Raw genomic sequence first — 13,189 nt, forward strand, 5'->3', positions numbered from 1 at the left:
TGAAATGATTAAACATGCCGATCCTGATCAAAATTGCGATTTAATCACTTGTTTGAAATAATCCTGTTTAGGCATTTCAATCAACTCTACGCAGCTTTGTACAGAAATTTTTTGATGATTTAACACCTGATCTGCAACTAGGGTCTCAAATACTTTTTGACCTATTTCTGTTTTTTGTTGTTGGTTACGTCCAGACAATAGATACACTTTAACATGCACATAAGCCTGCTGCTCTGTATCCAATCCAATCACAAAAACATCGTCTTTACGCGCTCTAGATTTAATATCAATTGCTTGACAGTAGCCCGTTTCTACCAATGTATTGTTAATTTTTAATAAAAGTTGCTTCGGATCGAAATATTCAATATTGGCCGAATAATCCACAATAATATGGGGCATGCGGTTTGACTTCCTATTCTATAAATAACAGTGCAAGACGTACCTGATCATAGCCCATTCTCGGGCTAGTAAGATCCACAATCGGTTTGAGTTTGATTGAACCATCGTCATTAAAATTTTCTGGCCGTTTGCTTTTTTGCACACGTTTAAACAATTTACGTACTTGCTCGACTACCTCATCACCCGGGTGGGCCACCGAAATATCCAGTCCTTGCTCACGATGTAAACGCGCCAGATGATTAATAATGGTGGCCGGTGTAAGCCCTCGCTCTTGGGCGATATCTTGAATGTCGTACCCGCCCTCAAATAGCTCACGAGTTTCATCTAAGGTCGCAGAGCCATAATTTTGCTTTTCACCTTTGGCGAGTTTTTTCTCGTTACGGGCAATTTCGGTTTCATTGAGCGTACCACCACAATGTCGAATAAACGCTTTGTGCTTATCGGTTAAATCAATTTCTGCAAAATGATCTTCTGCCTCTTGAGACAACTCCTGAAAACGCTTGTCTGCTTTAAGCGCAAGGGTATCAAGCTCCAAAGCTTGCTCGTTAAAACCAAGTAAACGCAAACCCGTTAATGACTTGAGCCGAGATAAAGCCACATAACCCTGACCTTTTTCAAACGTATGGGTTAGATTAATTTCTGCGGCTTCCAAAGTCATACCTTGGCTTTTATGAATGGTGATCGCCCAAGCCAAACGTAATGGAATTTGCTGGAAACTTGCAATCACCTTCCCGGCTTCGTTTTCGATCGACCATGTTTCAGGCTCTACCAGCAACGTGGTTCCATCTGTCATTTTTACTTTGGGCAGTAAGCCAAATTCGTCGTCTTCTTCAAATCCGATCACTTCGCCTAAACTGCCATTGATATATCCCATATCAAAGTTGTTTTTTACAAACATCACTTTGGCATGTTTTTTAAGCGTAAGCTCTTCGGGCGCGCGTACCGACGATTTTAATGTTTCAAGTAATTTTTCATTGCCATCTAATGTGGCATTGAACTGATGGCCATCATTTTCAATTTCATTCAAATGTTGAAAATTGATCGCGTCTACATCCATATTGTGGGTGTAAAGCCGTGTAAACGTATCCCCAATATCATGCTGACGCGATGCCAATAAGGCTTGCTTATGATTTGGCTGTATATTTTGCGCTCGAATGGCATTTAAAATCTGATTTAAAATTTCATCGTCCTGACGGTGTTGCTCTGTCAAATAACAGACCCGAAATTTTGCCTCAACCCACGCATCCGACATAAAGCAAAATTTATCGCGGTTGCGTTCATCATTTTTACCAACAGGCGGCAACTGAAAAAAATCACCGGCCACAATGACTTGTATACCGCCAAATGCTTCGTCGCTTTCTTTGAAGTATTTCAGTACCTGATTTACCAGATTAAGCTGTTTGGCATGTAACATTGAAATTTCATCAATAATCAGCACTTGAGCGTTTTCAAGGTGTTCTTTTAAATACTTGCGCTCTTTCATACGTTTCAGATCATCATCGGATAGATGATCCTTAATGCCAATACCTGCCCATGTATGAATGGTCATACCATTCATATGCGTCGCCGCGATACCTGTTGAGGCTGTAATGGCAACGGGCACCTTACGCGCCTTTAAATACTGAATGTACTGATTAAGTGTATAGGTTTTACCTGCACCGGCCGAGCCCGTTAGGAATACATTTTCTCCGGCTTTTAATAACTTCAGTGCAGTTTCTTGCTTCATAATCCAACGACTTCTAACAACGAGCACATAGCTTAACGACTTTGACATAAAAGTAAAATGCTAAAGCTCAATCGATTAAAATATCACTTAAAATACAAAATCTTAATTCAAAAATTCTTGGTAGGTGTTTGGTAGGTACACATTATTTTACGCTCAGATAATACTAGTGACATGGTGAAGGACACCTAGATAACAAGACATAAACAGATTGAATAAGGAATATCTCAATGGCGTTTAAACAAATTGCAGATCAAACCAACGGTTTTTTCATCCCGAGCGTTTCACTTTTTGGTCCAGGATGTGCCAAAGAAATTGGAAATAAAGCAATTGATTTAGGAGCAAAAAAAGCTCTGATTGTGACCGATGAAGGCCTCTTTAAATTTGGTGTAGCCGACACAATTGCAGAATATCTACATAGCGCCGGTGTAAAAAGTCATATTTTTTCAGGTGCAGAACCTAATCCGACCGACATCAATGTACATCGTGGTGTAGAGGCCTATACTCACAATGACTGTGATTTTATTGTGTCTTTAGGAGGCGGTTCATCACATGACTGCGCCAAAGGCATTGGACTGGTGACTGCCGGCGGTGGTCACATCCGTGACTATGAAGGAATTGATAAAAGCAAAGTCCCAATGACGCCGCTGATTTCCGTCAATACTACAGCAGGCACCGCTTCTGAAATGACACGCTTTTGTATCATCACCAATACAGATACGCACGTAAAAATGGCAATTGTCGATTGGCGCTGCACACCATTGATTGCCATAGACGACCCTAAACTTATGATTGCTAAACCGACAGGCTTGACCGCTGCCACAGGGATGGATGCCTTGACACATGCGGTTGAAGCTTATGTATCGACAGCAGCCAACCCCATTACCGATGCCTGTGCAGAAAAAGCTATTAGCATGATCAGTCAATGGCTCAGACCCGCAGTAGCCAACGGTGAAGATATCGAGGCGCGCGATGCCATGAGCTATGCTCAGTATCTGGCAGGTATGGCATTTAACAACGCCTCATTGGGTTATGTACATGCCATGGCACATCAATTAGGTGGTTTTTATAATCTGCCGCACGGCGTATGCAACGCGATCTTATTGCCCCATGTTTGTGAATTCAACCTAATTGCGTGCCCTGAACGTTATGCCCGAATTGCAGAACTGATGGGTGTAAATACTCAAGGCTTGAGTACCACTGCCGCGGCATATGCAGCGATTAATGCGATACGTGAGTTGTCTTCTTCAATTGGTATACCATCTGGTTTAACAGAATTGGGCGTTAAACCAGAAGATTTGGCAGTTATGGCAGAAAATGCACAAAATGATGCCTGTATGCTTACCAATCCACGTAAAGCAACGCATGCACAAGTGGTCGAGATGTTTAAAGCAGCATTGTAACTGGCTTAAACAGTAAAAATCCTCTTCTGAGTAGGTTTTATCCAACCAACTTACTCGGATTTTGGGAATATCTCCATCATGGATATTCCCTTTTTTTATTCACATGTCGTAATTGACAAAGTTTAAATTTCAGATAACGATGAAGACATTATGATTCAATAGAAAAAACAAGAATGTCAGATTACAGCGCCGATCTCTTAGGTGAAGGCTATGAACAGCAAATCCTGAATTTTCCTGACGATTATGAAGGTCGAGTGATCGCCACACTGGTAAGAAAAAAAGCCAATCATACTACTGATAAGGCTGTGCTATATATTCATGGCTATATTGACTATTTTTTTCAAAAAGAAATGGCCGAGCAATTTAACTTACATGGTTATGATTTTTACGCTCTTGATTTACGCAAATATGGCCGCTCTAAACTCCCCCATCAAACATTTTTTAATGTGCACGATTTACGCGAATACGATGCCGAAATTAGTCGGGCACTTGAGCTAATCGAGCAAGAATCTCATCATCAAGTGTTACTTGCAGGTCACTCTACTGGCGGGCTAATTGCCACTTTGTATGCTGCACATTATCGTCAGAATTCACTGATCAAAGCACTCTGGGTAAACAGTCCATTTTATGAGTTCAATTTGAGTCTTGCCGAAAAGAAACTGGGAATTCCGCTGTTGAGTCAGGTTGGTCGAGTATTGCCGCGTCAACCTTTTCCGAACAAACTCAACCGATGGTACGTTACCAGTTTGCATCAAAGCCTAAAAGGTGAATGGGATTTTGATCTGAACTGGAAGCCAGTATCTGCACCGACCGTTTTACTTAGTTTTGTACATGCTATACATAGTGCCCAAAAAGAAATTCACAAAGGTGTGTATATTGATATTCCTGTACTGGTGATGCATTCACATCAAACTAAAAATCCGAAACGCTGGCATAAGAGCGTCACACAAAGTGATGTGATTTTAAATGTAAAAGACATTCGCAAATACGCTAAAAAAATCAAGGGCGATGTGACAATCCAGAGCATCCAAAATGGTGTGCATGATCTGGTCTTATCAGCGCCCGCTGTACGTGAAGCTGTCTATCAAAAGTTATTTCAATGGCTTAACAGCAAAATCAGTTCATACTGACCTTATCCTTCATAATATTTGACCAATAATTGGTGTGCCGGATGATCCAGTGGAAGCAGCTCGGTTAATCGTTGTACAGCATCTATGGCTTCTGGAAAGCGTGCTAGATGTTTGAGCAACATATCAGGCTCTTTTGCTTTGTAAATTGCATCACTCAGACGTGATTCAAGACAGTCACGCCATGTACAAATAAAAGGACTCTCCGAGCGGGATAACAGCACACCTGTATACAGTTCTAAGGCCATAGCGACATAACCTGCATTAAGCGCATCTTCTGCCTGTAAAAAATCTGCCTCTACATGTGCCAGTAAGCGATAAGGTCTCGATCCGAGCAAGCCACCCAAAATATCACGCAACTGAGACATTTCAGCTTTGAGCGTTCCTACACTGACCTTGCGCTCACCATAAAGTGCATGATGCAGTTTTTCCAGATTCAGCCCTTGTGGACATAAAGTTAAAATAGTTAAAATTTCAACTTGTCGTGGCGTTAAGACGAGCGCTTTGCCGTTAAATAATATCTGCGGCGTAGAAAAAGCACGAATAAATAAGTGCTGTCGCTGATGCTCGATAAGCGCATTTTGAATGATGGCAGCACAACGCTCTGCCGCCAACATGCCTAAAGCATTGTGATTTTTCCAAGTGGCGGATAAATCGACAACACCCACAGGTTGTTGTGTATAAGGATCTAAAATTGGCGCAGCGTAACACACCCAATCATGCACAGAAGACATGTAATGTTCATTGGAAAAAACACAACTCGACTGCCGGGTTTTAAGTGACAAAGCCAAAGCATTCGTCCCTACAAGCTCTTCTTTCCACTGACCACCAGCAACAAAATGGACTTTCTCAGCAGCGCTTCGCATTTGCGCACTTGGCGCTGCCCATAAAATCGTGCTGCCTATATCTGCCACCGCAATCACCATCGATGATTGCTCCGCGACGTGTTTAAGATCATGTTGACACGCCTGAATCGCCACATCTAAGACACTGGGATTTTTGTTTGAGGCAGGTTTGAGCAAAGGTGCAGCTAAGCGCTCTTTAGGAATATCGGCAGATGCAGATCGCTGCCAAGAGCTCGCAATACTTTGTTCAATTTTTTCAGCATGTTGCGGCGTCAGTACACTTTGATTTCTCAGTTTATCAATGGTATGCCGCTGGTGTAGTAAATCCTGTTTTGTAAACATTTGTCGTTCCCTTGCAAATTCTCATTATTTCCAACCTTTCTCCAACCTTATTTCTTCTATGCTAATTAAATAATGTACAAAAGTACCTTATACCAAAGCTGTAGATGCTTCAATCATAGATGAATAATAAGCAAAGGAATACTGATATGCGATACATCGACCCAAACCAACCCGGTTCAAAAGTTCAATTTAAAGCACAATATGAAAATTTTATTGGGGGTCAGTGGGTACCTCCTGTTAAAGGCGAGTATTTTGGCAACAGTTCTCCAGTAGATGGCAAGGTGTTCACTCAAATTCCACGCTCTAGTATTGAAGATATCGAGCTTGCTCTCGATGCAGCGCATAAAGCGAAAGCCGACTGGAACAGCTCATCACCGACTGTTCGTTCAAATTTACTGCTTAAAATTGCAGACCGTCTAGAAGAAAATCTTGAGTTACTTGCCGTAGCAGAAACATGGGAAAACGGCAAACCGATTCGCGAGACACTGGCAGCAGATATTCCACTGGCGATTGACCATTTCCGCTATTTTGCAGGATGTATTCGCGCTCAAGAAGGTGGAATTTCTGAAATTGATGAAGATACCATTGCCTATCATTTTCACGAACCGCTCGGTGTGGTTGGACAGATCATTCCGTGGAACTTTCCAATCTTAATGGCCGCGTGGAAACTTGCACCAGCACTTGCAGCGGGTAACTGCATTGTATTAAAGCCTGCCGAGCAAACGCCTTCAAGTATCCTAGTATTAATGGAATTGATTCAAGATCTAGTTCCACCTGGTGTACTCAATATTGTAAATGGCTACGGTGCCGAAGTTGGTCGTCCACTGGCGACGAACCCGAGAATTGCAAAAATTGCATTTACCGGCTCAACAAAAGTTGGCCAGATGATTATGCAATACGCGACTGAAAATATTATTCCGGTTACGCTCGAACTGGGCGGTAAATCGCCTAATATTTTCTTTGAAGATGTGCTGGCACAGCAAGATGACTATCTTGAAAAAGCACTTGAAGGCTTTGCTATGTTTGCACTGAACCAAGGTGAAGTATGTACATGTCCATCACGCGCGCTGGTACAGGAAAGTATTGCCGATCAGTTTCTGGAATTGGCAGTCGAACGGGTTAAAAAAATCAAAACCGGTCATCCACTTGATACCGACACCATGATTGGTGCTCAAGCATCTAAACAACAGTTTGATAAGATTATTGGCTGCATCGATACTGGTCGAAACGAAGGCGCGCAATTGATGACGGGTGGCGATCCACGTCATGATGTTGATGGTGGTTTTTATATTGAACCGACTATTTTTAAAGGTGATAACAGCATGAAAATTTTCCAAGAGGAGATTTTTGGGCCAGTACTATCGGTCACCACATTTAAAGATTTTGACGAGGCCATCAAGATTGCCAACGACACCATGTATGGCTTAGGTGCCGGTGTATGGTCTCGCTCTGCACACACCTCATATCGTGCGGGCCGTGCAATTCAGGCTGGTCGAGTCTGGACCAACTGTTACCATTTATACCCTGCTCATGCCGCATTTGGAGGATATAAGCAGTCTGGTATTGGACGGGAAAACCACAGAATGATGCTCGATCATTATCAGCAAACCAAAAACTTGTTGGTGAGCTACTCAACTAAACCAATGGGCTTCTTCTAATCACGTTGTAACCTACTCCAAAAAAGGCCCACGATGGGCCTTTCTTTTTAGCAATATCGAGGTATGGCTCTGCATTTTGTTCTATGCATACTTCAGGTATGATCGCATGAGATCTTTTTAATATTGTGTAATTTACGCCATGAAAACTATTTATGCAGTTCAACATTTGGCCTTTGAAGATCTCGGCTCGCTTGAAGATCTTTTTTATGAGCTCGGTTTTAGGGTGCGTTATTTTGAAGCAGGTGTAGATGACCTCAAGCCTGCCTTTGAGCATGATGGCCTTACCGTCATTTTAGGTGGTCCAATCGGTGTGTATGAAGAAGCCGACTATCCATTTTTAGAACAAGAAACGGCACTTCTTAAAGCGCGCTTAGCGGCGAATAAGCCGACGATTGGAATTTGTTTAGGTGCTCAGCTTATTGCAAAAGCACTCGGTGCCAAAGTTTATGCTGGAGAGCACAAAGAAATTGGATGGAGTACCTTAGACATCAAGGCCACATCAGAGAATCCATTACAAGGGCTGATCGATCAACCGGTTTTACACTGGCACGGTGATACCTTTGATTTACCTACGTCAGCGACGCTGCTGGCAAGTTCAGAACTTTATCCGCATCAAGCCTTTTCATGTGGAACGAATGTACTTGCTTTACAGTTTCATTTGGAAGTTTGTGGTGATAACTTTGAACGCTGGCTCATCGGGCATACAGCTGAGCTTCGACAAGGAAATTTTTCAGTTCAAGCGCTTCGCACCGATACCGCACGCTATGCTCAAGGTTTATCTCACGTGGCACGTTCGATTCTCTTAGATTATCTCAAGCAGCTTAACCTAGTATAAGTCAGCTTTATTTCTGATCTTTTATTCGTCACTGGAAAATTGATCGATCACTTGCTGCTCGGTCATTTGAGGTGACTTCGTTAGAAACTGATAATAATCTGGCTTGTGATCGGCATAAATCTCAAGATGGATTTTGGCATCGGAAGTTAAATCGAATAATTCGGCATTAATGCTGTAATACTCTCGTTCGTTCAGCTTGTAAAACAAATTGGTGCCGCACTGCTGGCAAAAATATCGCGCTGCCCATTCCGATGAGTCATATTTTCGAACAAATTGCTGCCCAGTAAGCTTGATTTTTTGAGTCGATTCAATCGTTAAAGCTGGGCCTCCTCCCCATGTTCTACATATGCTGCAATGACACACTGTAATTTCCTCAGAATTGACCTCGACGTCAATCTGCACTGCACCACACAAACAAGCGCCTAACATTTCTTATTTTCCTTATTTGTTTGAGTAGGCTTTTATACTATCGAAAAAAAACATCACATGGCTAAATATTGCACTGTGATGCTTTAGATTTTGTAAACACTTATGCGCTTTTAATACTCAGCTTAATTGCAGCCAGCGTCGCTATTCAATTTTGAGCTGAAATTCATCTTGGCTAATTTTAATCTTGAGCTTTTTGTATTTACGCTTACTGGCATCGAGTGCTGAGTGCAAAACCTCATTAGAAAAAGTTGTATCATTCATCAACTCCGAATAGATTTTATATCCAATCACAATCTTGGATGGCTTTTCCCCATTATGTTTAAAATCTTCAATTAATTGATCAAGATATGCAACATTTGCTTTTTTCATCAGATCTATTCTTTCAGCTTTGATACTTATTTAAAGTACTTAGATTTCTTTACACTTTGATTAATTTTAAAAAATTAAAGACTACATGATCATTTTTTATTGGAAATTTAAACTAAAAAGCAGCAATTTTGTTCTATAAACCACCATCACGTTTTATCATTCTCTACGGCATGCGTTACAGGTAAGTTTATTATGTCCCGAAGACCGCGTGAACAGGTTCATTATCTGCATCTTAAGGAGTTAGGTGGATTAGAAATGCTGAGCGCGCAATACTATCAGCAAACATTTTCTCGTCATGTTCATGAAGGCTTTTGTATTGGTGTAATTGAAGAAGGTGCGCAGCGTTTTTTCCGTACTGGTGCTCACCATGTTGCACCCAAAGGCGATATTATTTTAGTCAATCCAGATGAAATTCATACAGGTTCTTCGGCTGTTGAAACTGGTTGGCGCTATCGAGCAATTTATCCAACCCCTGAACTATTGAGCCGTCTTACTCAGGATTTGTTTTCTACCCAGCGTTTCATTCCTTGGTTTACGCATGCTGTGGTTCATGATGAAGGTCTTGCCCAGCAGCTCAGATTATTATTTGATCTTCTTGAGCAGCCACAGAATATTTTACTTAAAGAAACACTTTTTCTATCTACCATGGCTTGGTTGACTACACGCTATAGTCAAACAAAGCCGTCATTATTGAGCTTAAGTGATGCCAAAAGCAAAATACTTACAATCAAAGAAATGATCGCAACACATCCCGAACATGATTTTTCACTGGGTGAACTCGCAGGCTTTGCACATTTAAGCCAGTGGCATTTTTTAAGACAATTTAAAAAACATGTAGGTTTTTCTCCGCATGCGTGGCTTGTTCAATGTCGTATTATGAAAGCACAAAAATTATTACGTGAAGATTTGACGATTTCAGATGTCTCGCAACGTTGCGGTTTTTCAGATCAAAGTCATTTCACGCGACATTTTAAAAATGCACTCGGTATCACACCCGGCGGTTATATTCGAAGTTTAAAATAAGCAAGTTTATGCAATCAAGATCAATTTTAGGTGGCTAAAATCGTACTGTTATTTTGAGATGTAAAATCCAATCATGATGAATAATGTAATATCGAATTATTTTAACTTGGCCCATATACGTGATTTAGTTACGGGCGCCTTAAAAATTACTCCCTTGTGCATTGCTGTTTTACCATGGGGATTACTGGCCGGTTCGATGGCGATTCAGGCTGGACTTTCCCCTGCTCAAGCCATCGGGATGTCTGCTTTTGTATTTGCTGGTGCAGCTCAGTTGGTTTCACTTGGTATGATCATGGCGGGCGCTCCACTCATTAGTATTGTTTTGTCTGTATTTCTGATCACCTCACAACATTACCTATACGCGCTCAACTTACGTTCATCTGTGAAAAATGAATCTTTCGGCAAACGTGTATTATTTGGATTTGTTTTAACCGATGAGCTCTTTGCAATCAGTAGCACTCAACCACACTATAACTATCGTGTACTACTCGGCGCAGGAATCTGGTTTTATCTCTGCTGGCTTGTGTTTAGTTTTTTTGGTGTGCTACTGACCTCATCATTTTCACAACTTGAACACATGCATCTGGATTTTTCTATTGTTGCGACGTTTATAGCCATTATTGTGCCTCTCATTCAAAACCGACATGCTCTGATCGGGGTGATCATCACGCTTGTTCTGACAGCACTAATCCTATATTTAAATATCTTGATGGGTGGATTAATTGCTGCACTGATTGGGATGTGCGTAGCGGCATGGTCTGAATCTAAGGAGAAAAAAGAATGACATGGACATTTATGCTTTTACTGGCGGGAATTGTCTTTTTAAATCGTTATATTTTTTTAGAACCTCGTTTTCCGATCAAAATTCCCGACTGGCTTAATCGTGCCTTGCGCTATTCTGCACCTTGTATTCTTTCATCGATTTGCGTTCCGATTATTCTGATGGATAATCATGTCTTTCGAGAGCACATTATAAACCCCTACTTTATTGCCACACTGATTACCATATTGGTTGCCTATGTTATTCGACATACACTAGCCACAATCTGTATAAGCCTGAGCAGTTTTTATCTTCTGGTGTATTTAATGGCCTGATTTGGTTTTAGTTAAAACGCTGACTTGGGCGTATGTTTTTCCGTGTCAGTTTGTTAAATATTCTCATCATATCGAATCAATGAGGATGCGCAAGATGTGTAGCTTATCCGACATGCTAATACAGGCTAAATTTTAGTGACAAATATCATAGTCGATGGCCAATAAGTTGAACTCATTCAGCCCAAGTGAATTAAAAACTTACTTTTTGTAATTAAACTCGTTTTTATTGCCTAAATCGAGTACATTCAGGACAACAGACTGCGTAATTAAACGCAGATCGTACATTAAATTTTAATTGAAAATTAACGCATTCTAAAAATTATAGTTTGAATTAAAGGACAAAATTATGTTTAAGCACATACTTTTGAGTTCTGTTATTGCATCTTCGACCTTTCTTTTATCTTACACTGCTCAGGCGTGTACTCGTGTGGTATATCAAGGTAACAATCAGAATATTCTCACTGCCCGATCCATGGATTGGAAAAGTGATGTAGGTACCAATCTGTGGATTCTACCTAGCGGTATCAAACGCAGTGGCAATTCAGGTAAAAACTCCATCCAGTGGACGTCTAAATACGGAAGCGTTGTTGCTACTGGTTATGATGTTGCAACCACAGACGGTGTCAACGAAGCAGGACTCAACGCCAATCTATTGTGGCTGGTGGAATCACAATATCCAGACGAAAAAACCTCGAACAAGCCTAAATTAACCATTGCCGCGTGGGCACAATATGCGCTCGATAATTTTGCAACCGTAAATGAAGCGGTTACAGCTTTAGAAAAAGAGCCGTTTATTATTGTCAGTGATGCAGTTCCCGGAGAACAAAGACTAACCACCTTACATTTGTCACTTTCCGATGCCACGGGCGACAGCGCTATTGTTGAATATATTAATGGCAAGCAAGTGATTCATCACAGTAAGACTTATCAGGTGATGACCAATTCCCCTATTTTTGAAGAGCAGCTTGCCTTAAATGAATATTGGAAAAAAATAGGGGGAACAACATTTTTACCGGGAACCAATCGAGCAGCTGACCGATTTGCTCGGGCATCGTTTTATATCAATGCCATTCCCAAAACTGAAGATCCAAAAGCCAGTCTTGCTTCTGTATTTGGCGTGATTCGAAACGTATCTGTTCCTTATGGCTTAAATACTGAAGAAGAACCGAATATTTCATCGACCCGATGGCGAACAGTGGTTGACCATAAACATAAAATGTACTTTTTTGAATCGGCTCTTTCACCCAATATTTTTTGGATAGATTTAAAAAAGATTAACTTTAAAGATGGTATAACAAAGAAACTGGATTTAGGAAAAAATCAGGAAAATGTCTATGCGGGAGATGCAACCAGTCAGTTTAAAGCATCAACCCCATTTCATTTTTTAGGTAAAGACGATTAAGTCGAAAGTTTCTCAAAATTGGATGAACGAGGAAAAACATGAAAAGAATTTTTGGGTGGTGTACAGCACTCTTTTTATTGCATGGTTGTGCAACTGTTCCTCAAGATACGGCTCCACCGGATGATGTGGCAACGGCGGGACTGCTTTTGTGTCAACCGACCGAACAGTGCCCAATTATGAGTGCACGCTGGAATCCGGAAAATAAGAGCCAATTAAGAATCGATGTTCGCCTCAATAGCTCGTATTTGTATTACGACATCAAAAAGGTGACTTTTATTGTTGATGGTAAGCATTTATCTTACAGACCCAAACAGCCTACCGTCTTACGTTATGTGAATCGTTTAGAGCCTAGACGTTCGAGTAACTATATTGTGGTACCAAGTAGCTTTTTATCTGAATTTAAAAACGCAAAATCGATTGAAGTACAAATCAATACCGATCATGGCCCAATCAAACGTGCCATGTATAAAGATGGACAACAATCAAGCGCCTATAAAAACTTTATCGAAGTGTATAACAAGTCATAAAAAAAACACCTC

The 13,189-nt window shown here is 41.0% G+C and carries 14 protein-coding genes; 9 read left to right on the top strand and 5 right to left on the bottom strand.

Going from position 1 to position 13,189, the window contains the following annotated elements:
- Positions 1-27 precede the first annotated feature (27 nt).
- Entirely contained in the window at positions 28-399 is a 372-nt protein-coding gene (locus Aso01_RS06635; protein ID WP_004937249.1) for a 5-carboxymethyl-2-hydroxymuconate Delta-isomerase, read from the bottom strand.
- Positions 400-412: 13 nt separating this feature from the next.
- Positions 413-2,125, bottom strand: coding sequence for a DEAD/DEAH box helicase (locus tag Aso01_RS06640; protein ID WP_004947036.1), 1,713 nt, complete (start codon positions 2,123-2,125; stop codon positions 413-415).
- A 227-nt stretch (positions 2,126-2,352) separates the two neighbouring features.
- Here Aso01_RS06640 and mdh point away from each other — a divergent pair, with 227 nt between their 5' ends.
- Positions 2,353-3,525 carry an iron-dependent methanol dehydrogenase gene (gene mdh / locus Aso01_RS06645; protein WP_004937247.1) on the top strand — a complete coding sequence of 391 codons (1,173 nt, stop codon included), beginning with the start codon at positions 2,353-2,355 and terminating at the stop codon, positions 3,523-3,525.
- Between the two features lie 173 nt (positions 3,526-3,698).
- Positions 3,699-4,655: an alpha/beta hydrolase gene (locus Aso01_RS06650; protein ID WP_004937246.1), complete on the top strand. Its 957-nt coding sequence runs from the start codon at positions 3,699-3,701 to the stop codon at positions 4,653-4,655.
- Positions 4,656-4,657: 2 nt separating this feature from the next.
- On the opposite strand, the gene Aso01_RS06655 is transcribed toward Aso01_RS06650, so the two are convergent.
- Entirely contained in the window at positions 4,658-5,839 is a 1,182-nt protein-coding gene (locus Aso01_RS06655) for a hypothetical protein (RefSeq protein ID WP_004937245.1), read from the bottom strand.
- Between the two features lie 146 nt (positions 5,840-5,985).
- On the opposite strand from Aso01_RS06655, the gene exaC reads away from it, so the two are divergent.
- Complete coding sequence (exaC, locus tag Aso01_RS06660) at positions 5,986-7,497, top strand: acetaldehyde dehydrogenase ExaC (protein WP_004937243.1); 1,512 nt, start codon at positions 5,986-5,988, stop codon at positions 7,495-7,497.
- A gap of 139 nt (positions 7,498-7,636) precedes the next feature.
- On the top strand, positions 7,637-8,332 hold the full coding sequence (locus Aso01_RS06665; RefSeq protein ID WP_004937241.1) for a glutamine amidotransferase: 696 nt from the start codon (positions 7,637-7,639) through the stop codon (positions 8,330-8,332).
- A gap of 21 nt (positions 8,333-8,353) precedes the next feature.
- Here the strand turns inward: Aso01_RS06665 and Aso01_RS06670 are convergent, their stop codons facing one another.
- Positions 8,354-8,761, bottom strand: coding sequence for a GFA family protein (locus tag Aso01_RS06670; RefSeq protein WP_004937239.1), 408 nt, complete (start codon positions 8,759-8,761; stop codon positions 8,354-8,356).
- Between the two features lie 141 nt (positions 8,762-8,902).
- Positions 8,903-9,130, bottom strand: a complete 228-nt coding sequence (locus Aso01_RS06675; RefSeq protein WP_004937238.1) for a hypothetical protein — start codon at positions 9,128-9,130, stop codon at positions 8,903-8,905.
- Positions 9,131-9,322: 192 nt separating this feature from the next.
- Between Aso01_RS06675 and Aso01_RS06680 the strand changes: the two genes are divergently transcribed.
- The 5 genes from Aso01_RS06680 (at position 9,323) to Aso01_RS06700 (ending at position 13,177) form a co-directional block, all read left to right on the top strand.
- Positions 9,323-10,153: an AraC family transcriptional regulator gene (locus Aso01_RS06680; RefSeq protein ID WP_004937235.1), complete on the top strand. Its 831-nt coding sequence runs from the start codon at positions 9,323-9,325 to the stop codon at positions 10,151-10,153.
- A 73-nt stretch (positions 10,154-10,226) separates the two neighbouring features.
- Positions 10,227-10,937 carry an AzlC family ABC transporter permease gene (locus Aso01_RS06685; RefSeq protein WP_004937234.1) on the top strand — a complete coding sequence of 237 codons (711 nt, stop codon included), beginning with the start codon at positions 10,227-10,229 and terminating at the stop codon, positions 10,935-10,937.
- Positions 10,934-11,248: an AzlD domain-containing protein gene (locus Aso01_RS06690; RefSeq protein ID WP_004937233.1), complete on the top strand. Its 315-nt coding sequence runs from the start codon at positions 10,934-10,936 to the stop codon at positions 11,246-11,248. The genes Aso01_RS06685 and Aso01_RS06690 overlap by 4 nt, the downstream gene beginning before the upstream one ends.
- Before the next feature lie 346 nt (positions 11,249-11,594).
- Entirely contained in the window at positions 11,595-12,650 is a 1,056-nt protein-coding gene (locus Aso01_RS06695) for a linear amide C-N hydrolase (protein ID WP_004937231.1), read from the top strand.
- 38 nt (positions 12,651-12,688) lie between these two features.
- On the top strand, positions 12,689-13,177 hold the full coding sequence (locus Aso01_RS06700) for a hypothetical protein (RefSeq protein WP_004937229.1): 489 nt from the start codon (positions 12,689-12,691) through the stop codon (positions 13,175-13,177).
- Positions 13,178-13,189: the final 12 nt, after the last annotated feature.

Source organism: Acinetobacter soli, from assembly GCF_000760595.1.
In the GTDB taxonomy this organism is placed as follows: domain Bacteria; phylum Pseudomonadota; class Gammaproteobacteria; order Pseudomonadales; family Moraxellaceae; genus Acinetobacter; species Acinetobacter soli.

Excerpts from the sequence above, each read along its gene's own strand:
- Aso01_RS06635 (WP_004937249.1), bottom strand. The coding sequence starts at position 399 with ATGCCCCATATTATTGTGGATTATTCGGCCAATATTGAATATTTCGAT.
- Aso01_RS06640 (WP_004947036.1), bottom strand. The coding sequence starts at position 2,125 with ATGAAGCAAGAAACTGCACTGAAGTTATTAAAAGCCGGAGAAAATGTA.
- mdh (WP_004937247.1), top strand. The coding sequence starts at position 2,353 with ATGGCGTTTAAACAAATTGCAGATCAAACCAACGGTTTTTTCATCCCG.
- Aso01_RS06650 (WP_004937246.1), top strand. The coding sequence starts at position 3,699 with ATGTCAGATTACAGCGCCGATCTCTTAGGTGAAGGCTATGAACAGCAA.
- Aso01_RS06655 (WP_004937245.1), bottom strand. The coding sequence starts at position 5,839 with ATGTTTACAAAACAGGATTTACTACACCAGCGGCATACCATTGATAAA.
- exaC (WP_004937243.1), top strand. The coding sequence starts at position 5,986 with ATGCGATACATCGACCCAAACCAACCCGGTTCAAAAGTTCAATTTAAA.
- Aso01_RS06665 (WP_004937241.1), top strand. The coding sequence starts at position 7,637 with ATGAAAACTATTTATGCAGTTCAACATTTGGCCTTTGAAGATCTCGGC.
- Aso01_RS06670 (WP_004937239.1), bottom strand. The coding sequence starts at position 8,761 with ATGTTAGGCGCTTGTTTGTGTGGTGCAGTGCAGATTGACGTCGAGGTC.
- Aso01_RS06675 (WP_004937238.1), bottom strand. The coding sequence starts at position 9,130 with ATGAAAAAAGCAAATGTTGCATATCTTGATCAATTAATTGAAGATTTT.
- Aso01_RS06680 (WP_004937235.1), top strand. The coding sequence starts at position 9,323 with ATGTCCCGAAGACCGCGTGAACAGGTTCATTATCTGCATCTTAAGGAG.
- Aso01_RS06685 (WP_004937234.1), top strand. The coding sequence starts at position 10,227 with ATGATGAATAATGTAATATCGAATTATTTTAACTTGGCCCATATACGT.
- Aso01_RS06690 (WP_004937233.1), top strand. The coding sequence starts at position 10,934 with ATGACATGGACATTTATGCTTTTACTGGCGGGAATTGTCTTTTTAAAT.
- Aso01_RS06695 (WP_004937231.1), top strand. The coding sequence starts at position 11,595 with ATGTTTAAGCACATACTTTTGAGTTCTGTTATTGCATCTTCGACCTTT.
- Aso01_RS06700 (WP_004937229.1), top strand. The coding sequence starts at position 12,689 with ATGAAAAGAATTTTTGGGTGGTGTACAGCACTCTTTTTATTGCATGGT.